17 protein-coding genes are annotated in these 18,915 nt (G+C 66.3%); 2 read left to right on the forward strand and 15 right to left on the reverse strand.

Annotated elements, in window-relative coordinates; genetic code table 11:
* Window positions 1-4 precede the first annotated feature (4 nt).
* Window positions 5-1,300, forward strand: a complete 1,296-nt coding sequence (locus tag ACUVWL_RS16825; protein ID WP_049418860.1) for a heme biosynthesis HemY N-terminal domain-containing protein — start codon at window positions 5-7, stop codon at window positions 1,298-1,300.
* Between the two features lie 226 nt (window positions 1,301-1,526).
* Here ACUVWL_RS16825 and ACUVWL_RS16830 read toward each other — a convergent pair whose 3' ends face one another.
* Window positions 1,527-2,822, reverse strand: coding sequence for an acetyl-CoA C-acetyltransferase (locus ACUVWL_RS16830; protein ID WP_111206060.1), 1,296 nt, complete (start codon window positions 2,820-2,822; stop codon window positions 1,527-1,529).
* Between the two features lie 93 nt (window positions 2,823-2,915).
* Between ACUVWL_RS16830 and ACUVWL_RS16835 the strand changes: the two genes are divergently transcribed.
* Entirely contained in the window at window positions 2,916-3,803 is an 888-nt protein-coding gene (locus ACUVWL_RS16835; protein ID WP_041862938.1) for a hypothetical protein, read from the forward strand.
* 296 nt (window positions 3,804-4,099) lie between these two features.
* Here ACUVWL_RS16835 and ACUVWL_RS16840 read toward each other — a convergent pair whose 3' ends face one another.
* The 14 genes from ACUVWL_RS16840 to glnA form a co-directional block, all read right to left on the reverse strand.
* A complete protein-coding gene (locus ACUVWL_RS16840) occupies window positions 4,100-4,726 on the reverse strand; it encodes a superoxide dismutase family protein (protein WP_049408330.1) in 627 nt (208 codons plus the stop codon).
* A gap of 32 nt (window positions 4,727-4,758) precedes the next feature.
* Window positions 4,759-5,328: a superoxide dismutase family protein gene (locus tag ACUVWL_RS16845; protein ID WP_014645498.1), complete on the reverse strand. Its 570-nt coding sequence runs from the start codon at window positions 5,326-5,328 to the stop codon at window positions 4,759-4,761.
* 93 nt (window positions 5,329-5,421) lie between these two features.
* Window positions 5,422-6,870 carry a nitrogen regulation protein NR(I) gene (gene ntrC, locus ACUVWL_RS16850; RefSeq protein WP_032959347.1) on the reverse strand — a complete coding sequence of 483 codons (1,449 nt, stop codon included), beginning with the start codon at window positions 6,868-6,870 and terminating at the stop codon, window positions 5,422-5,424.
* Window positions 6,863-7,924 carry a two-component system sensor histidine kinase NtrB gene (locus ACUVWL_RS16855; protein ID WP_032959394.1) on the reverse strand — a complete coding sequence of 354 codons (1,062 nt, stop codon included), beginning with the start codon at window positions 7,922-7,924 and terminating at the stop codon, window positions 6,863-6,865. The genes ntrC and ACUVWL_RS16855 overlap by 8 nt, the downstream gene beginning before the upstream one ends.
* A 115-nt stretch (window positions 7,925-8,039) precedes the next feature.
* A complete protein-coding gene (locus tag ACUVWL_RS16860; RefSeq protein ID WP_445978584.1) occupies window positions 8,040-10,085 on the reverse strand; it encodes a TonB-dependent receptor in 2,046 nt (681 codons plus the stop codon).
* Window positions 10,086-10,188: 103 nt separating this feature from the next.
* Entirely contained in the window at window positions 10,189-10,503 is a 315-nt protein-coding gene (locus ACUVWL_RS16865; protein ID WP_005411860.1) for a hypothetical protein, read from the reverse strand.
* 107 nt (window positions 10,504-10,610) lie between these two features.
* Window positions 10,611-11,777 carry a murein transglycosylase A gene (mltA, locus tag ACUVWL_RS16870; RefSeq protein ID WP_032959393.1) on the reverse strand — a complete coding sequence of 389 codons (1,167 nt, stop codon included), beginning with the start codon at window positions 11,775-11,777 and terminating at the stop codon, window positions 10,611-10,613.
* Between the two features lie 67 nt (window positions 11,778-11,844).
* Window positions 11,845-12,591 carry an N-acetylmuramoyl-L-alanine amidase gene (locus tag ACUVWL_RS16875; RefSeq protein WP_032959392.1) on the reverse strand — a complete coding sequence of 249 codons (747 nt, stop codon included), beginning with the start codon at window positions 12,589-12,591 and terminating at the stop codon, window positions 11,845-11,847.
* A 463-nt stretch (window positions 12,592-13,054) separates the two neighbouring features.
* A complete protein-coding gene (locus ACUVWL_RS16880) occupies window positions 13,055-13,522 on the reverse strand; it encodes a hypothetical protein (protein ID WP_445978585.1) in 468 nt (155 codons plus the stop codon).
* Window positions 13,519-13,896: a VENN motif pre-toxin domain-containing protein gene (locus tag ACUVWL_RS16885; protein WP_032959340.1), complete on the reverse strand. Its 378-nt coding sequence runs from the start codon at window positions 13,894-13,896 to the stop codon at window positions 13,519-13,521. Before ACUVWL_RS16885 ends, ACUVWL_RS16880 begins: the two co-directional genes overlap by 4 nt.
* A gap of 563 nt (window positions 13,897-14,459) precedes the next feature.
* Window positions 14,460-15,038 (reverse strand): hypothetical protein, encoded by a 579-nt coding sequence (locus ACUVWL_RS16890; protein WP_227864437.1) that lies wholly within the window; start codon window positions 15,036-15,038, stop codon window positions 14,460-14,462.
* A gap of 200 nt (window positions 15,039-15,238) precedes the next feature.
* A complete protein-coding gene (gene amt, locus ACUVWL_RS16895; protein ID WP_014645492.1) occupies window positions 15,239-16,669 on the reverse strand; it encodes an ammonium transporter in 1,431 nt (476 codons plus the stop codon).
* Window positions 16,670-16,691: 22 nt separating this feature from the next.
* Complete coding sequence (locus ACUVWL_RS16900) at window positions 16,692-17,030, reverse strand: P-II family nitrogen regulator (protein WP_004134334.1); 339 nt, start codon at window positions 17,028-17,030, stop codon at window positions 16,692-16,694.
* A 321-nt stretch (window positions 17,031-17,351) separates the two neighbouring features.
* Complete coding sequence (gene glnA, locus ACUVWL_RS16905) at window positions 17,352-18,761, reverse strand: type I glutamate--ammonia ligase (protein WP_014645491.1); 1,410 nt, start codon at window positions 18,759-18,761, stop codon at window positions 17,352-17,354.
* Between the last annotated feature and the right edge of the window lie 154 nt (window positions 18,762-18,915).

The following is an 18,915-nucleotide window of genomic DNA, read 5'->3' on the forward strand; positions in this document are numbered from 1 at the left end:
CCGCATGAAACCCCTGCAATCCCTGGTCGTGCTGTTGCTGGCCGTGGCCATCGGCGTGGTCGCTGCGCAATGGCTCGGCGCCGATGACCTGAACCGCTTCGGCGAAGTGACCCTGCGCTACGGCGGCTACGACTACCACAGCAACCTGCCGAAGGTGGCGCTGCTGGCAGTGATCGCGGTGCTGGTGCTATGGCTGCTGTGGAGCCTGATCGCCGCACCGTTCCGCGCCTGGGGCCGCTACCGCCGCAAACAGGGCCGGGTGCGCCTGATCGACGGCCTGCAGGCCTATGAGCACGGCCAGTGGCAGCGTGCCGAGAAACTGCTGGACGGTGCCGCCAAGGATCCGGAAGTGAGCGCGGTGGCGCTGGCCAACGCCGTGCGCAGCGCGCAGGCACGTGCCGACGGCCCGGCTGGCGAGGCGCTGCTGCAGCGCCTGGGCGAAAGTGATGCCACCCTGCAGGCGCTGCTGCGCGCCGAACAGCTGCTGGCGCGCGATCTGCCGGTGGATGCGATCAACGCATTGGACGTAGCGGCGATCCAGCCGCTGCCGCCACGTGGCCTGTGGCTGCGCACCGAGGCACTGGCACAGGCCGGCCGCGCCCACGAGGCGTATGGCCAGCTGGGTGCACTGCGCCAGAGCAAGGTGCTGCCGGCCGAGGCCAGCAGTGAACTGGAAGCACGCCTGGCTGCACAAGCGCTGCTGGAAGCGGCCGACGTCAACGCACTGGCCGCGCAGTGGGAAGCCACGCCGAAGGCACTGCGACCGACTCCGGACGTGGTTGGCGCCTATGCCAGCCGCGCGGTGGCGCTGGACTGGGACGAGCCGGCGCTGCTGGCGCTGGAACAGGCCTTGGACCAGCGCTGGGATGACGAACTGGTGGCGCTGTATGGCCGTCTGCCGGCCGAGCGCCTGGCTACCCGCCAGGCCAACCTCGCACGTTGGCGCAACGTGCATGACGGCTCGGCCGCGTTGCGCCTGGCGCAGGGCCGCGTGGCCCTGGCCCAGCAGCAGTGGGAGGCCGCCGATGCGTTCCTGCACGAGGCCATCGCCGCGGGCGCCGGTGCACCGGCGTGGGAAGCGCTGGGTGAACTGTTCGCCCAGCGTGGCGAACACGCGCTGGCCGCGCAGTGCCTGGCCAATGCGCTGCGCCTGCAGCGCGGCGAGGACAGCGTGGCGCTGGTGCGCGGCGGCGAGACGCCACTGCGTGCCACGGTGGAAGAACAGCCGCTCGCGGTGCAGCCGCCGGTGTATGACGCCAACGAAGAGCGCGACGAATTCGGTAATCCGCGGTTGCCGTGACCGCTGCTGAAATAGGCCGACCAACGGTCGGCACCCACAGGAGCAAAAAACGCCGCCCAATGGGCGGCGTTTTCATGTGCGGGACCCGTTAGTCGCCAACCCTGGTTGGCGCGTGGCCTTTCCGAGCGATGCCGTTTCACGGCCGACCAAGGTCGGCATCTACCACAGCAGATCCAGCACGCATTTCTGGTAGTCGCCAACCTTGGTTAGCGCGCGGTCGCAGCGATCAGCGTTCGACGATCGCCACCACGCCCATGCCGCCGGCGGTGCAGATCGACACCAGCGCGCGACCACCGCCGCGTTCGGCCAGCTGCTTGGCGGCGGTGGCGATGACGCGGGCGCCGGTGGCGGCGAACGGATGACCGGTGGCCAGCGACGAACCCAGCAGGTTGATCTTGTCCGGGTCGATGCGGCCCAGCGGTGCGTCCAGCCCCAGGCGGTTGCGGCAGTAATCCTCGCTCTCCCACGCACGCAGGGTGCACAGCACCTGCGCGGCGAAGGCTTCGTGGATCTCGTAGATGTCGAAGTCCTGCAGGGTCAGGCCATTACGCTTGAGCATCTCCGGCACCGCGATGGTCGGCGCCATAAGCAGGCCTTCGCCATGCACGAAGTCCACCGCAGAGACATGCGCGTCGCGCAGGTAGGCCTGCGGCTCATGGCCGTGCGCGCGCGCCCACTCTTCGCTGGCCAGCAGTACCGCAGCGGCACCGTCGGTCAGCGGGGTGGAATTGGCGGCGGTCAGCGTGCCACGGCCGGAAACCTTGTCGAACGCCGGCTTCAGCGTGGCCAGCTTTTCCAGCGAGGTATCCGGGCGCAGGATGTTGTCACGCTCGACGCCACGGAACGGTGCGATCAGGTCGTTGAAGAAGCCACGCTCATAGGCGGCGGCCAGCTTCTTGTGCGAGGACACCGCCCACTCATCCTGCGAGTCGCGCGAGATGTTCCATTCCTTGGCCATGTCCTCGCAGTGGTCGCCCATGCTCTTGCCGGTGCGCGGCTCGGCCACGCCCGGGAACTCGGGCTTGAGCTCGGAGAACTTGAAGCCGGAAGTGAGCGCGCGGATCTTGTCGCCAGTGCTCTTGGCGCGGTTGGCGGCCAGCAGGCGCGCGCGCAGCTTCTTGCCGTAGACGATCGGCACGTCGGAGGTGGTGTCCGAACCGCCGCCGATGCCCGATTCGATCTGGCCCAGCGCGATCTTGTTGGCGACAGTGATGATGCTGTCCAGCGAGGTGCCGCAGGCGCGCTGCAGGGTGATGCCCGGGGTCAGCGGCGACAGGCCGGAGGACAGCGTGGCTTCACGGCCCAGGTTCCAGTCGCTGGAGTGCTTGATCACCGCACCCATCGCCACTTCACCCAGTTGCTGGCCGTGCAGGCCGAACCGTTCGACCAGCGCGCCCAGCGTACGGACCGACATGCCGAGGTTGCCGACATCCGAATACGCGGTGTTCTGGCGGCAGAACGGAATGCGGACGCCACCGAGGATGGCGACGGGACGAGCGTTGGGCATGGAGATACCTGGCATGGATGAGGGTGTCTGCAACATGGCCTGCACGGCGGAGCAGGCATAATGGAGCCAAGTGTAGCTGCCGCCCTGTGATGGGCCAACCGTGGAACCATGAGCAAACCCGACCCCGCGATGAATGCCCTTGGCGTGCTGGCCCTGGAACTGGCCGGCGGCGAAATCCCCCGCCAGGCGGTGCTCAGCGCTGAACAGGCCGGTGAACTGGCCGAACGCGTCGGCCGTGACCTTTCCAAGCTGGTGCCGCAGGTGGCCGAGCTGGACCTGGTGTTCGCGGCCGCCCATTTCGACCCGGCCGAAGTACTGCGCCCGGGCTGGCCGATCCATCGCCGCCTGGAAGAACTGCAGATGCGTGCCCCGGGCCGCAACCAGGGCCCGCGCCTGCTGGCCTTCGGCACCGATGCCGCAGGCGATGTGCCGCTGCCGTTCCAGGCCGATGCGACCCTGGTGGGGGGCGGCCTGCGCGTGGTGCCGTTCCTGCTGACCGGCAGCGACGTGGCCACCACCAACGCGGTGGCCAATGCGCTGGAAGAAACACTGCTGGCCAACGGCATGGCGCATGCCGACACCGCGTTGATGGCACAGAACAGCTTCGGTGCCCGCATCGAACACGCGCGCTATTTCACCGTGAACGACCTGGCCGCGATGATGTCGATGCAGTACGACAACCAGGGCTTGGCGGCGCTGTGGCCGCTGATCGAGACCGCGATCATGGCGCCGGGCGAAGACGAGTGGCTCAATGCCGCGCCCGAGCCGCTGCTGCGCTATACCCATGGCGAGGCACGCATGGCGCTGTTCGATCCGGCGGGTTGGTGCGCGTACTACAACCACAGCAAGAACGATTGCGACCGCCTGCAGGGCATCTACGAGCAGTTCCTGATGCGCCAGCGGCAGATGGCCGCGGTGCTGGAAGCGCACGGCGTGCCGGTGCTGTTCGTGCACTGCGAGGCCGGGCAGGACGCGCGCGAGCTGCTGGCGCGCTGAAGGCGGGTAGTGCCGGCCGCTGGCCGGCAACGTCCGGATGTGCGATTGCCGGCCAGCGGCCGGCACTACCGATAAAGAAGAACGCCGGCTTGCGCCGGCATTTTCCGTTTCCAGCATAAAGGGCCGCAGTGCTGTTCGTGCACTGCGGGGCCGGGCACGACGCGCGCGAGCTGCTGGCGCGCTGAAGGCGGGTAGTGCCGGCCGCTGGCCGGCAACGTCCGGATCTGCGATTGCCGGCCAGCGGCCGGCACTACCGATAATGAAAAACGCCGGCTTGCGCCGGCGTTCCTTGATTCTTACGGGGCCTTCTGGATCACCGCACACGCCAGGCGTGCGCCGGCGTTGCCGGTCGGCTGGGTCTTGTAGTCGTCCGCATCGGCGTGGACGATCAGGCCGCGGCCGATGATGTCGAAGTCATCACCCTTGCCGATGTTGACATTGCTCGACACCGGGCCGTCGATGGTGGCCACGCCCTTGTCGTCGGCCTTGATGTTGGGCATGTCGCCGCCGTGGTGCGGATCGGTGGCGACGTTGCCGTGATCCTGCTTGCCCGGGTTGAAGTGGCCGCCGGCGCTCATGCCGTCCGGCGCGCTGCAGTCGCCCTTCTCGTGGATGTGGAAGCCGTGCTCGCTGCCCGGCTTCAGGCCAGTGATCTGGCCGGTCACGTGGACCTTGCCGTCGACCACCTTGAAGGTGACGCTGCCCTTGGTTTCGTTGCCCTGGGTCGGTGCCAGTTCGGCGGTGGCCGAGGCATCGGCAGCCGGTGCCGCAGCCGGTTCAGGAGTTGCAGCCGGCTCGGTGGTGGCGCCGTCAGCCGGCGCGGCCGGCGGAGTCTCAGTCTGCGGCGCGGCGGGCTGCTGGTTACAGGCCGCCAGGCCCAGCGCGGCGATGGCCGCAAACAGCGAAGTGTGGATCAGACGCATTGGAATCTCTCCCTGGATGTTGCCTGCAGTGATCAGCGGACGACCCGGATCACGCCACAGGCGATGCGGACGCCGGCATTGCCGGCGGGCTGGCTGCGATAGTCGTCGGCGTTGGCATGCACGACCAGTGCACGTCCGGCGATATCGGTGGCGGCGCCTCCGCCAAGGGTAACGCCCTTGAGGTGGATATCGACGTTGGCGCGGCCCTGGGCATCGGCACGCAGGTTGTCCATGTCGCCCAGGTGGTGCTTGCCGGTGCCGGCGCGGCCATGCGCGGCGCCACCGGGGTTGAAGTGGTTGCCGGCGCTGCTGGCATCCACCGCGCTGCAGTCGCCGCGCTCGTGGATGTGGAAGCCGGCCTGCTGCATCGGCTGCAGGCCACCGATCAGGCCGGTGATGTGGATACCGCCGGGCTCCACCATCAGTGCGATGCGGCCACTGACGATGCTGGCCGAGGCCGGAGACAGATTGGCCTCGCCCTGCTTCGCTGCGCTGACCACGGTGGGCGGCGGCGGGGTGGGCTCGGCCTTCTTCGGCGCGCTGCCACAGGCAGACAGCAGCACGGCGGCGGACAACGGCAGGATGGCAAAGGACAGACGCATCGAAGACTCCTTGCAGGTGACACTAAGCATTGCATCGTCCATGAACGATCAACGGTTCGGCAAGCGGGCGCGAGGATCGCGTGCAGGGACCGTTCAATGGCCCCCGCGACGGCGCCCGGCGCCCAGCTTGCGGGTAAGGGTATTGCGGCCGAGGCCGAGGCGGGCAGCGGCTTCGGCGCGGCGACCGTGGGTGATCTGCAGCGCTGCCTCCAGCAGGGCATGGTCGACCCGCTCGCGCACCTGCGCGTGCAGCCCTTCCACGCCTTCGGCCAGCTGACGGCGCGCCCATTCGGCCAGCAGCGCTTCCCATTGGCCCGGATCGGCTGCGCTGCCGCTGTTGCGGCGGCCGCGCGCGCGGTTCAGCGCGGTATCGACATCGGCCACGCCGATGGTGTCGGCGGCGGCCAGCGCGGCCATCCGCCAGCACACGTTCTCCAGTTCGCGCACGTTGCCCGGCCAGTCGTGTTCGCGCAGCGCCTGCAGAGCCGCGGCGGTGAGGCGCTTCGGCGGCGTATCCAGCCTGCGTGCGGCGGCGGCCAGGAACGTGCTGGCCAGTTGCGCGATGTCCTCGCGGCGCTCGCGCAGCGGCGGCAACTGCAGGCGCACCACGTCCAGGCGATGCAGCAGATCGGCGCGGAACTTGCCCTGCGCGACCAGGCCTTCCAGATCCTGGTGGGTGGCGGCCACCACGCGCACATCGACGCGGATCAGCTCGCGGCCACCGACGCGGAAGAACTCACCCTGCGCCAGCACACGCAGCAGGCGGGTCTGCAGCGGCAACGGCATGTCGCCGATCTCATCCAGGAACAGCGTGCCGCCGTTGGCCTGCTCGAAGCGGCCGACATGACGGCGCTGCGCACCGGTGAAGGCGCCAGCTTCGTGGCCGAACAGCTCGCTCTCCAGCAGTTCGGCCGGGATCGCGGCGGTATTGAGCGCGACGAACGGGCCCTGCGCACGCGGCGATTCGCGGTGCAGCGCATTGGCCACCAGCTCCTTGCCGGTGCCGGTCTCGCCGGTGATCAGCACCGCCAGCGGTGCCTGCGCCAGGCGACCGATGGCGCGGAACAGCGCACGCATCGGGGGGGTATCGCCCACCAGTTGCGGCGGCTGGTCGCCGGGCGTTTCGGCGGCGGGGCTGGGGGCGGCCAGCGCGGGCGCCACGGCCGGCAGCACACGCTGCGCCAGCGCCACGGCATCGTCCAGGTCGAACGGCTTGGACAGGAATTCATGCGCGCCCCCGCGGAACGCACCGGCGGTGCTGGCGACATCGGTATAGGCCGACATCACCACCACCGGCAGCTGCGGCAACGCGGCCTTGAGCTTGTCCAGCAGTACCAGGCCATCGTCGCCGGGCATGCGCACATCGGTGAACAGCAGCGCCGGTGGCGGGCCCGCGCTCAACGCCTGCAGGGCGGGAGCGGCACTGTCGAAATCAACGACCTGGTACCCCGCCTCGCGCAGCGCGGTGCACAGTACGAAGCGCACCGCACGATCATCGTCGACCACCCAGATGCGCTGTGCGGTGGTGGGGGACTCAGACATCGCGCGGGGCCTCCTCGGCAGGAGCGGCGCCGTTGCCGATCGGCAACAGCAGGGTGAACACGGTATGGCCCGGACGCGAGCGGTAGGTGAGCGTGCCGCGATGCTCGCGCGCGACCTGCTGGGCCAGTGCCAGGCCCAGCCCGGTGCCTTCGGCACGGCCACTGACCAGCGGCAGGAACAGGTGTTCGGCCAGCTCCTCGGGCACGCCACGGCCGTCGTCGGCGATTTCCAGGCGCAAGGCCAACGTGTGCAACTGCTCGGCGATGCGCACCCCATGCTCCACGCGGGTGCGCAGGGTGATGCTGCCGGCACCGGCCTGGATCGCGTTGCGCACCAGGTTCCACACCGCCTGGGTGAGGCGGTCGGCGTCGCCGTGGAATTCGGGAATGCTGGGGTCGTAGTCGCGCTGCAGGCGTACCGCCCAGCCGGCCTCGTTCTCGGCCAGGCGCAGCACACGTTCCAGCGCGGCATGGATGTTCAGTTCCGCATGCGGCGCGGCCGGGGCCGGCGACAGCAGCTGGTCGAGAAGGCCGTTGAGGCGCTCGATCTCCGAGCCGATCAGTTCGATCAGCTCACGTTCGCTGGCGTCGCGCTGCGCCGCGCGGCGGGCCAGCAGCTGGGCCGCGCCCTTCAGCCCGGCCAGCGGGTTGCGCAGCTCGTGGGCCAGGCCCTTCAGCGCCGCGCTGAGCGCACTGGGCAGCGCCTGGGTTGGGTCCAGCCCGGGGAATTCATCGACCGGATGCGCCTCCAGCAGCCAGCCACCATCGTCGCGGCGGCTCATCCAGCCCTCGGCGAAGCGCGGCGCCTCGCCGGGCACCGCCAGCGCCAGCCGGTTCAGGCGCAGGCTGTCGCGCTCATCGCGGGCCAGGAAATGGGCAAGTGCCTCGCCCTGCACTTCCAGTGCGGCCAATGGCCGACCCAGCAGGCGCCGGACGCTGACGCCCAGCCAGCGGGCGAAGGCCGGATTGCAGCCGGCAATGCAGCCATCGGCCCCGGCCCAGGCCAGCGGCGTGCCCAGGGCATCAAGGGACGGCGGGGGTGCGGGGTCGGACATTGCACCAATGTAGTGCAAAACGCGGGGTTCGGGGTCAGAGCCCTTTCCTGGCGGAAAGGGATCTGACCCCTGCTGCAGGTCGAGCAAGCTCGACCATTGCCAGATGCGTGGCCGGCTACAGCTTCATGTTGAGGCCGACGAATACGCTGCGGCCCGGCGCCGGCGAGAACATCGGGCGGGCGCTGTCCCAGAAGAAGCTGTCGTACCAGGCGTAGGCGTACTCGCGGCCGGTGACGTTCTTCAGTTGCAGGTCCACGCTGAAACGCGGGGTGAGCTGATAGGCAGCACTGAGGTCGAGCACGGCGAAGCCACCGAACTTGCCGGCCACGTTGCGCTCCTCAAGGTAGTAGTCGCCCTGCGCGCGTGCCTGCAGGCCGAGGCGCAGCGCGTCGCTGGCGCGGTAGTCCACACCCAGATTGCTGATGTGGCGCGGGGTGGCGGCCACTTCGCGGCCGTGCAGGGAAATGCCGGCATCGCGGTCGTCGCGGGTGATCTTCGCTTCCTGGTAGGCGTGCGACGCCCATACCGTCCAGTCATCGCCCAGTTGCAGGCTCAACTGCGCATCCACGCCGCGCCGGCGGGTCTTGCCCAGGGTGACCGTGGTGCCGGTGGCAGGCATGTTGGATACCTCGTTTTCCGCGTCCTGCTGCCACACCGCCAGGCGCGCCTGGGCGCCCTGGAACGGCTGGAACTTCAGGCCCAGCTCCATGCCCGTATTGGTGGACGGCTGCATCGGCACCTGCCCCGGGGTGAGGTAGGCCGGTGCGGTGGACCCGGTCAGCACCTGGAAGGTGCGGCCCCAGTTGGCGTAGACGTGGGTGGTCTGGCCCAGGCTGTGGATGATGCTCAGCTTGGGCTGGCCGATGCTGCCGTAATCCTGCAGCCGGGCGGTGATGCCGTTCATCAGGTGCGTGCTGCCACTGAAGCGATCGATACGATAGGCCGGCACGATCTTCCACGCCTCGGCGGGCTGGTAGATCGCCTGCACGTAGGCGCCCCAGTTGTCGAAGCTGTGGCGGTCGTCGTTCTGCACGCGCGCCGGCGGCTGGCTGTAATCGGTCGGTTCGGCGTAGGCATAGCGCTCGCGGATATAGCCGTTGTCCTGCTGCTCGTAGTTCAGGCCGCCCTCGACAGTAAGCGTGGAGCTGGCCTGCCAGGTCAGCGTGCTGAGCAGGCCAGTCTGGCGTTCATCCCACACGCGGCGCTGGCGCGGCAGGTTGCCGGTGGGCAGGTCGCTGAAGGTCACGCGGCGGTCGTCTTCATAGCGGTTGTAGTAGAGCCGCGTGCCGAAGGTGAGTGCGTCGGACAGCTTCAGGTCGACGTGCGCGGCGATCTGGCGCATGTCGCGGTCATCGCCGTCGTTGCCGTTGCGCAGCTCGCTGCCACGGCGGTGCGTGCGCAGTTCCTCAGCGGTCATGAAGCCCGGTTCGTCGGCTTCATGGTGATAGGCGCGCGCGGTCAGGCCCACGCGCAGCCCTTCGTCCAGCGTGCCGAAGAACCACTTGCCGCCCAGCGAGTACTTCCTGGAGGTGTCGTGGTCGCGATAACCATCGCTGGCCTGGGTGCCGACAAAGTAGTTCTGCGCGAAGCCATTGGCTTCGCGGCCAATCGCCAGCTGCGCATCACGGGTGTTGTAGCTGCCGTAGGCCAGGCGCGCATCGGTGTAGCTGCCGCCCTGGCGCGTACCGAAGTTCACGTTGCCGCCGATGTTGTGCAGGCCATAGCGCGGATCGTTGGTACCACGCACTACTTCGATGTAGCTGATGTCCAGCGGGAACAGCATGTCGATGAAGCGCTGGTTGCCGCTGTTGACGTTGCTGGGGATGCCGTCGATGAGGGTCTTGATGGCATTGAGGTAGCCCTCGCCGTTGAAGGCGCGGAAGCTGACCTTGCCCGATTCGGCACCCTGCCGGGTTTCGGTGAGCTGGATGCCGGGCATCTGCCCGAGCAGTTCCCAGCTGTGCGAAACGTTGCGGTTTTCGATCTGGTCTGCACCCAGCACGTCCACCGAGGTCAGCACCTGGTGCGCACTGAGCTGGCCTTCGCCGTGCTGGTGCACCTGCACCTTGCCGAGGGTGAGCGCGGCATCGGCGGCCTGTGCGAAAGCTTCAGGGGCGAACGGCGCGGCCGCCAGGGCGGCCACAAGGGTGGGAGTCTTCATGGGAAGGGGCGGTTACGGTGAAATGTAATTATATAACATTTCACATGCCCGCTTTTGCAGCGTCGAGCAAGGCTCGGCGCTACAAGGGCGGGAGCCGGGCGGATTACACCGGGTAGCCGGTGGCTTCCCGTGCCTTCTTCCAGGCGGCTTCGAATTCACGCGCGGAGATTTCGTCGTCCTCGTCGAAATCCAGGAACGACACCGGCTGGTCGGCCAGCAGGAAACGGTCATCGCTGTGGGCGTGCTCGTCGGCCCAGACCATCTTGGTGCCGTAGATTTCCACCTGCCGCACGATCTTGTCGCCGCGCGCTTCCATCAGCACGTTGCCCTTGCCCAGGCCCGATTCGGCCCAGTGCTTGTAGTACTTCTTTGCGGCGGATTTCGCGCCGGGTTTTGCGTTGTGCTTTGCGTAGGTCATTGCAGGGGTCCTGGCCGCAGGCGCGGCCGGAAAGTTCGGAATGGCGCCATTATCAGGCATCCGGGGCCAGAGCCTTTCCTTTGGAAAGGGATCCGCCCTCTGCTGGTTCAGTTCGGCAGGGGCACGCCCTTCGGCCACAGCATCCAGATGTTGCCCTTCTGCTTCATGTCGCCGGCCAGCTTGCCGGCGGCATCGCCACTGCCCCAGTACAGGTCCGCGCGCACTTCGCCGGCGATGGCGCCGCCGGTGTCCTGCGCAGCCACCGGGCGTACCACGGGCGTGCCATCGGGGCGCGTGGTCGACAGCCACAGCAGGCTGCCCAGCGGCACCACGGTACGGTCTACCGCCACGCTGTAGCCCGCGGTGAGCGGCACGTTCAGTGAACCACGCGGGCCTTCCGGGCTGTCCGGATTGCGCACGAAGAACACATAGCTGGGGTTGCTGCGCAGCAGTTCCGGCACGCGCGCGGGATTGGCCCGGGCCCAGGCGCGGATCGCGTCCATGGTGACGTCTTCCTTCTTCAGCTGGCCCTGGTCCACCAGCCAACGACCGATGGCACGGTAGGGGTGGCCGTTCTGTTCCGCATAGGCCAGCCGTACCTGCTTGCCATCGGCCAGGCGCACGCGGCCGGACCCCTGGATCTGCAGCAACTGCAGGTCCATCGGATCGGTCAGCCAGGCCAGCACCGGCGCCTTGGCGCCCTTGGCCGCGATGGTGCCGGCGTCGTCATAGGGCTTGAGCACCTTGCCTTCGACGCGCCCGCGCAGGCGCTTGCCCTTCAGTTCCGGGTAGAGGCTGTCCAGCTGCACCACCACCAGATCATCCGGCGTGCCGTAGACCGGCACCGTCGCCTTGTCGGTGCGGGTCAGGCTGCCGGGGTAGATCGGCTCGTAGTAGCCGGTGATCAATCCGTCGGCCTGATGGCCACCGGCACGCAGCGCATAGGCATCGAGGTCGCGCTGCAGGAACTGGCGGATCGCGGCCGGGTTCTTGTCTGACACCGCTGCGGCGGTGGCGCAGGGCTTGGCCCAGACAGCGTCGTTTTTCAGGCGGGCGCAGCTGCTGCGCCAAGCCACGAAGCCGGCCTGCAGATCGCTGTCCGAGACCGCTGGCAGGGCTTTCCAGCCGACCTTGGCGTAGGTGGCCGCCGGCGGCGAGGTCGGCGTGGGCGCTTCGGAGCCCGTGCGGGGAGCGGTGGTGGCGCAACCAGCGAGCACGGCCGCTGCCAGCAGGGTCCAGTGCTTGCGCTTGAAGAAGGTGGCGGAATCGATCATGCCGCCATGGTGGCGGGCCGGCCGCTGGGCGGCAACCCAGCGCGGGGCCAAGCGTTCATGCGCGGAGTCACGGCGTCTGCAGCAGCAGCGAGTGCAGGATGCGGGCGTCCTCGGCATCCAGCGTCTTCGGCAGGTCGTCGCGGCCACGGAAGCGGCGGTGGAACGCAGCGACGGTGGCGTCGCGGTTATCGAGCGGATAGCCGAAGCGGGCCAGCGCATTCCACGCGTCGAATCCTTCCGGTGCCGCGCCGTCGGCCGCGCGCGGCCACACGCCGAAGCCGGCCTCGGCCAACTGCTGCCATGGGAAGAAGCGGCTCGGATCCTGCTTGCGCGTCGGCGCCAGGTCGGCATGGCCGATCACCTGGCGCGGCGGGATGTTCAGGCGCGTGGTGAGATCGCGCAGCAGCACGATCAGCGATTCGATCTGTGCCGCACTGAACGGGCTGCGGCCATCGTTGTCGAGCTCGATACCGATCGAAGCCGAATTGAGATCGGTGATGGTGCCCCAGCGCCCGGCGCCGGCGTGCCAGGCACGGCGCTCATCAGCCACCAGCTGGTAACGATGGCCATCGGCGCCGATCAGGTAGTGCGCACTGACCGGCCCACCGCTGTTGGCCGTGCGCAACGTATGCAGGCTCTGCTGCACCGATTTCTGCTCGGTGTGGTGGATGACGATGATGACCGGGGTGCGCGCGTTCTGGTTGGGTGATGGGACCCAGGTGGCGAGCGGGTTGTGCTGCACAGGCGCGGTGGCGGTGCAGGCCGAAAGGGCCAGGGCCAGCAGTGTGGAAGCCAGAAGGCGGGGGCTGATCATGGACGAATTGTAACCATGACTGCAGCCGTGGTTCTTCGCTTCGTCCGGATCGCTGGAGAACTGGGGAGCTGTCATGCAAAAAACTCAATAACGCCCCCACCTCATGCCCAAATCTCAAACTCCAATTCGAATAGCCAAACGCCCAAGTTCCTCATCACCTACCTTCAATCCTCGAAACGGACCCAGCCATGCCGCCGAATCGATGCCAACACCGTGGACACGTGAACCCAGGGAACAACCGTCATAACAACTTGAACAAAATGATTCATCAACGGCCCCTCAGATCCCGCCAGTGGCCGATCTGGTCAATCCCTCCGCGCCCGCATTGCGAAGAAATCTACCTTGGCGCGTCACCACTGCTTCGACCGGTGACATACAGACTGGCAACACCGTCAAGCCGAGCAACTTCATCGAGGCGGCCGTTTAACCCCAACTTCCATTGAACAAGCAACCGCCCAGAACCCTATGCCCTCACCTTCCTAACCGACTCCACCCACTCAGCCCAGACAGAGGAATCATCAAGACAACCGGAATCACCTGGAGGCGACATAAGGCGAACAACAACTTCGAACAGCGGAAGATCCTCACCAGATCGATCAAAAATCGACTCAAGGAATACCATCATTACCGAGAACGCATCCAGCAACGCCAAGTACTCGCCCGACGAATTAATTTGTGCGCTACAAAATTCAGAATTAAGAGCACTCCCCACGGTGACAACCTCTGCAAATGCATCACACCAGTCATCCCACATTGCCGGATCGTTGGGCAAGCCATTCGCCCATAGAAATGACCCTCCCGAAGATAACAGATCAACAAGAGTGTCCTGCCCCTCCCCCCTCTCCATATACTTCTGAAGGAACACGCACATCAATACATATGCAGCCTGAACGGAAATTCTTCCAGCATCTTTCACATCACTAGCACTCATTTCGTGACCTTCTTTTGCTCCGACAGCCCGCCCGCCAGTGCGCCAACTGCCTGCGACAACGCCAGCACCATCTCTTTCTGCTCCGGGCTCAGCTTGGAGGGGTCTCCGCCGGTCAATGTATTAGTCAGTACCTTCGCGGCCAACTCGCCGCCGGCCGCGGACACGGCTCCGGTTCCCGCACTGCCACCATCGGCTTCCGCCAGCAGCGCACCCAACACCGCATGCGACAGCAGTTGCAGAGTCGCATTGGGGTCGCTGCCGTGGTTCGGGTCAAGCGTGCTGCCGATGAAGTGAGCGGCATAGGGCGCCAGTGCATTGGACGCGGCCTGGCCAGCGCCCTGTCCCGCCACACCGCCCACCAGCGCCGTCGTCACTGCGTTCAGTGCACGGTTGTACTCATCGATGCCCCCTACTTCCCCGCGCCGCTGTATGCCTGGCTATTTGCCGCCGCCACCTTGCTGCGCACAGGCACCCGATTCCATCGCCCTCAGTCACAAGGCCGTGTTGACCTTCATCATTCGTCCAATCCGCGGCCAGATCAACATGTAGAAGGCACCCACGGCCAACCCGATGAAAAGCATGATGCCAGCGCGCCTGGGAGCCCACCCAAACCAAAAGGAAGGACTGGTCCAGACCTTTATCCAAGCGCCAGGAGAGAAGGCACCCTCGAACGCGAGCCACGCCAACAAGGCACAGATTGGTGCAGCTACAACATAACGAGCTTTGAACCGCGGAAGAAACTTGTCCACAAGCATAACCCCGGGCACACCGAAGATGAGGCCCAACACAGCGGCTATGGCGCAAACCAGCGATGTGAAAATTGCAGCCTGCGAAAAGCTGCCTATCCGAGAACTCAGCGGAATGCCTATGAACAGAGCCGCTCCAAGCACGGAGCTGGCAATCACAGACACAATCTTTGCCCCCAACTCACGCTCACTCACTGGCAGATCTCCACCATCTTTCCATCAGAGCCCCGGTAGCTCATGCATTTCTGCCTTGAGGGAAAAGTACTCCAAGGCCACCGCAACTTGCCAACTTCGCCACCAGTATCGCGCGTATTGGAGCTCCACACTTGGCCCACCAATTCGAGTTGAACATTGGACGCGAACCCGTACCCCAGCCTCTGGTTGAGACTGAGAATCCACCGAATCCATCCGGAAGCACCTGTCGGATCACAAAGCCCGGATCCAATGCATGTGCTCCAGGCACCATGATGTTGATCAGACTGCTGGTGCTCGGATCGACGATCGATGCTGGAAAGCCCCAGCTCCGGAGGCAGGCCGTAGGAGAGTCGCCACAGACCGGAGGAAAGGCAGCGATAGGTGAGCTCCACAGCGAAGCTCCAGTGTTCTCGATCTCCTGCGCCGGCCACACTACGCACCAGCGCATGCGGACTGTAGTCGTCCAGGGTCAGCAGGTAGACATACCATTCGATGTCTTCCATCACTGCTGCGGAAGTCGCCTGAATCACGCCTACTCCGTTCTGTAGTCCATCGAGGTCGTTGGAGGCGAACACGCGCGCCTACAGACAGCCATTGAAGCAGGAACGTTAGAGCCACGCCATGCGTGGATGGGCTACCCGCTGTGCCGACCAACGGTCGGCACCCACCAGAGCAGACCCAGACCCCGTGCCAAGCAAGCTTGGCACCTACCAGAACAAGGACAGTGGAAGTGCCGACCAACGGTCGGCACCCACCACGTCAGTGCGCCGCCACGTCAGGCCTCGTAGGCGGACTCGCCGTGCGAAGTCACATCCAGGCCGGTGCGTTCGGCCTCTTCGGTCACCCGCAGGCCGACCACGACCTTGACCACCAGCAGGATGACCGCGGTCATCACCGCCGACCACACCACGGTCAGGCCGACGCTGACCACCTGCACCCAGACCTGATGGGCGATATCCAGATCGGCCTTTGTGCCGCCCAGCGACTGCGCACTGAACACGCCGGTGAGGATCGCGCCGACGATGCCGCCGACACCATGCACACCGAACACGTCGGCGGTGTCGTCCACCTTCAGCAGGCGCTTCAGGCCGGTCACGCCCCACACGCAGACCACGCCGGCGACAAAACCGATCACGATCGCGCCAAGCGGCCCGACGGTGCCACAGGCCGGGGTGATGCCGACCAGACCGGCCACCGCACCCGACGCAGCGCCCAGCGCCGACGGCTTGCCCTTGCCGATCGCCTCCACCAGGGTCCAGCCAAGCACGGCAGCGGCGGTGGCCAGCACGGTGTTGAGGAAGGCCAGCGAGGCCACGGTGTCGGCCGCTGCTGCCGAGCCGGCGTTGAAGCCGAACCAGCCCACCCACAGCAGCATCGCGCCGATGTAGGTAAACGGCACATTGTGCGGCTTCAGCGCGGTCTGGCCATAGCCCAGGCGCTTGCCGACGAACCACGCGCCGACCAGGCCGGCGACGCCCGCGTTGATGTGCACCACGGTACCGCCGGCGAAGTCGATGGCACCCAGCTCACCCAGGTAGCCGCCACCCCAGACGATATGTGCCATCGGGATGTAGCTGAGGGTGAACCACAGCGCCGAGAACAGCAGCACCGCGCGGAACTTGATGCGCTCGGCGAAGGCACCGACGATCAGCGCGGTGGTGATGCCGGCAAAGGTCGACTGGAACGCGACGAACAGATAGTCCGGCAGGCCCTTGATCGGCGTGTTGCCCACCGACTCCGGGGTGAAGCCCTTGAGGAAGGCGAATTCGGTGAACGAGCCGAAGAACGGATTGCCGGCGCTGAACACCGCGCTGTAGCCATAGGCCACCCACAGCAGCAGCACCAGCGAGAACACCACCAGGATCTGGCTGAGCACCGACAGCACATTCTTCGAACGCACCAGGCCGCCGTAGAACAGGGCCAGGCCCGGTACCACCATCAACAGCACCAGCAGGGTCGAGGTGAGCATCCAGGCGACGTCGCCACGATCATAGGCGGCGGCCGCTTCGGCCACGGCCGGCGCCGCGGCGGTGGCGGCCGCATCGTGCAGCGGCTCGACCGCCACGCTTTCGCTCGGCAACGGCGATACCTGGGCCTGGGCATGGGCGCTGCCCGGCCAGGCACCGGCGGCCAGTGCGCTGAGCAGCATCAACAGGCACACCAGATGGAACCGGGCTTGCCACCCGGTGAGAAGGCGCATCTTCATGGGGGGAATCTCCGGAAGGGGGTTACAGCGCGTCGGCACCGATTTCGCCGGTGCGGATGCGGATGACCTGTTCGACGGCGGTGACGAAAATCTTGCCGTCACCGATCTTGCCGGTGCCTGCCGACGACTGGATCGCTTCGATCACCGCGTCGGCACGCTCGTCGGTGACCACCGTTTCGATCTTGATCTTGGGCAGGAAATCGACGACGTACTCGGCGCCGCGATACAGCTCGGTGTGGCCCTTCTGGCGACCGAAACCTTTCACTTCGGTCACGGTGATGCCCGACACGCCTGCATCGGACAGGGCCTCGCGGACCTCGTCGAGCTTGAACGGTCGGATGATGGCGGAGATCAGTTTCATGCGCATGTCCCGAGGGTGGATGGGGCCAGCGCGCCAGCGCGCGTTGGCATCAGGCAACCACGGGTCATCAGGATGATGACCGTGGCTGTTGCACCGGACACGTACAAGGCCGGGACGGCCGTGCCTCTCTCCTTGCACGACCGACGCGGGAGGGAGGGCGGCCCTGGTCGCGTATCCGGTCTCTCTCTTGCCCCTGGATAGGGATCAGCGCCCATTCGTAAACGAATGGGATCCGACCCCGATCTGACCGCGGCTCCCCAGCCGCGAAAACGGAAGCGATGGCGGCGGGTGGGAGGGGGAACCCACCGCCATCGCATCCGGTCAGCTGGCGTAGTACAGCTGGTATTCCAGCGGGTGGGTGGCCGCGCGGAACTTGGTCACTTCCTGCATCTTCAGCGCGATGTAGCCGTCGATGAAGTCATCGCTCATCACGCCGCCGGCCTTCAGGAACTCGCGGTCCTTGTCCAGCGCTTCCAGCGCCTGGTCCAGCGAGGAGCAGACCTGCGGGATCAGCTTCTCTTCCTCCGGCGGCAGGTCGTACAGGTCCTTGTCGCTCGGTGCACCCGGGTCGATCTGGTTCTTGATGCCGTCCAGGCCGGCCATCATCAGTGCGGTGAAGGTCAGGTAGCCGGACTGGATCGGGTCCGGGAAGCGCATTTCGATGCGGCGCGCCTTCGGGTTGGACACCCACGGAATGCGGCACGACGCCGAACGGTTGCGGGCCGAGTAGGCCAGCATCACCGGCGCCTCGAAGCCCGGCACCAGGCGCTTGTAGCTGTTGGTGCCCGAGTTGGCGAAGGCATTGATGGCCTTGGCGTGCTTGAAGATGCCGCCGATGTACCACAGCGCCAGCTGGCTCAGGCCACCGTAGCCGTCACCGGAGAACAGGTTGGTGCCGCCCTTGGACAGCGACTGGTGCACGTGCATGCCGCTGCCGTTGTCGCCCACGATCGGCTTGGGCATGAAGGTAACGGTCTTGCCGTTGCGGTGCGCGACGTTCTTGATCACGTACTTCATGCGCAGCAGTTCATCGGCCTTCTGCACCAGGGTGCTGAACTTGGTGCCGATCTCGCACTGGCCGGCGGTGGCCACTTCGTGGTGCTGCACTTCCACTTCGATGCCGACCTGTTCCAGGGTCTTGCACATCTCGGCGCGCAGGTCGTGCAGGGTGTCGGTCGGCGGCACGGGGAAGTAGCCGCCCTTCACGCCCGGACGGTAGCCGCTGTTGGCGCCGTCGTACTTGGCGCCGCTGTTCCAGGCGGCTTCTTCGGAATCGACCTTGAAGAAGGTGTTGCCCATTTCATTGGCGAAACGGACCGAGTCGAAGATGAAGAACTCCGGCTCCGGGCCGAAGAACGCGGTTTCGGCGATGCCGGAGGACTTCAGGTAGGCCTCGGCGCGCTTGGCGATGCCGCGCGGGCAGCGGCCGTACGGCTGCATGGTGGCCGGATCGAGGATGTCGCAGCTGATCACGATGGTCGGATCTGCGTAGAACGGGTCGACGTAGGCGCTGGTGGTGTCGGGCAGCAGGACCATGTCCGATTCGTTGATGCCCTTCCAGCCGGCGATCGAGCTGCCGTCGAACATCTTGCCTTCTTCGAACAGCGACGGTTCGACAATGCTGACCGGGAAGGTGACGTGCTGCTCGACGCCACGCATATCCACGAAACGCAGATCGACGAACTCGATCTGGTTGTCCTTGATCAGCTTCTCAACGTTTTCCACGGACATCGGTACGACCTCGGATGGGGATGAATGCCTGCTGAGGTAGAGCAACGACCGTGCCAACTTTTCGCTGGCCGCAAGTCATTGATTTCAAAAAGGGCGCTCCGTGGCGGTGCAGAACGGTGCGCACCAAACGGGTGCACCCGCCACCAGACGCACC

This window comes from Stenotrophomonas muris, assembly GCF_052751275.1.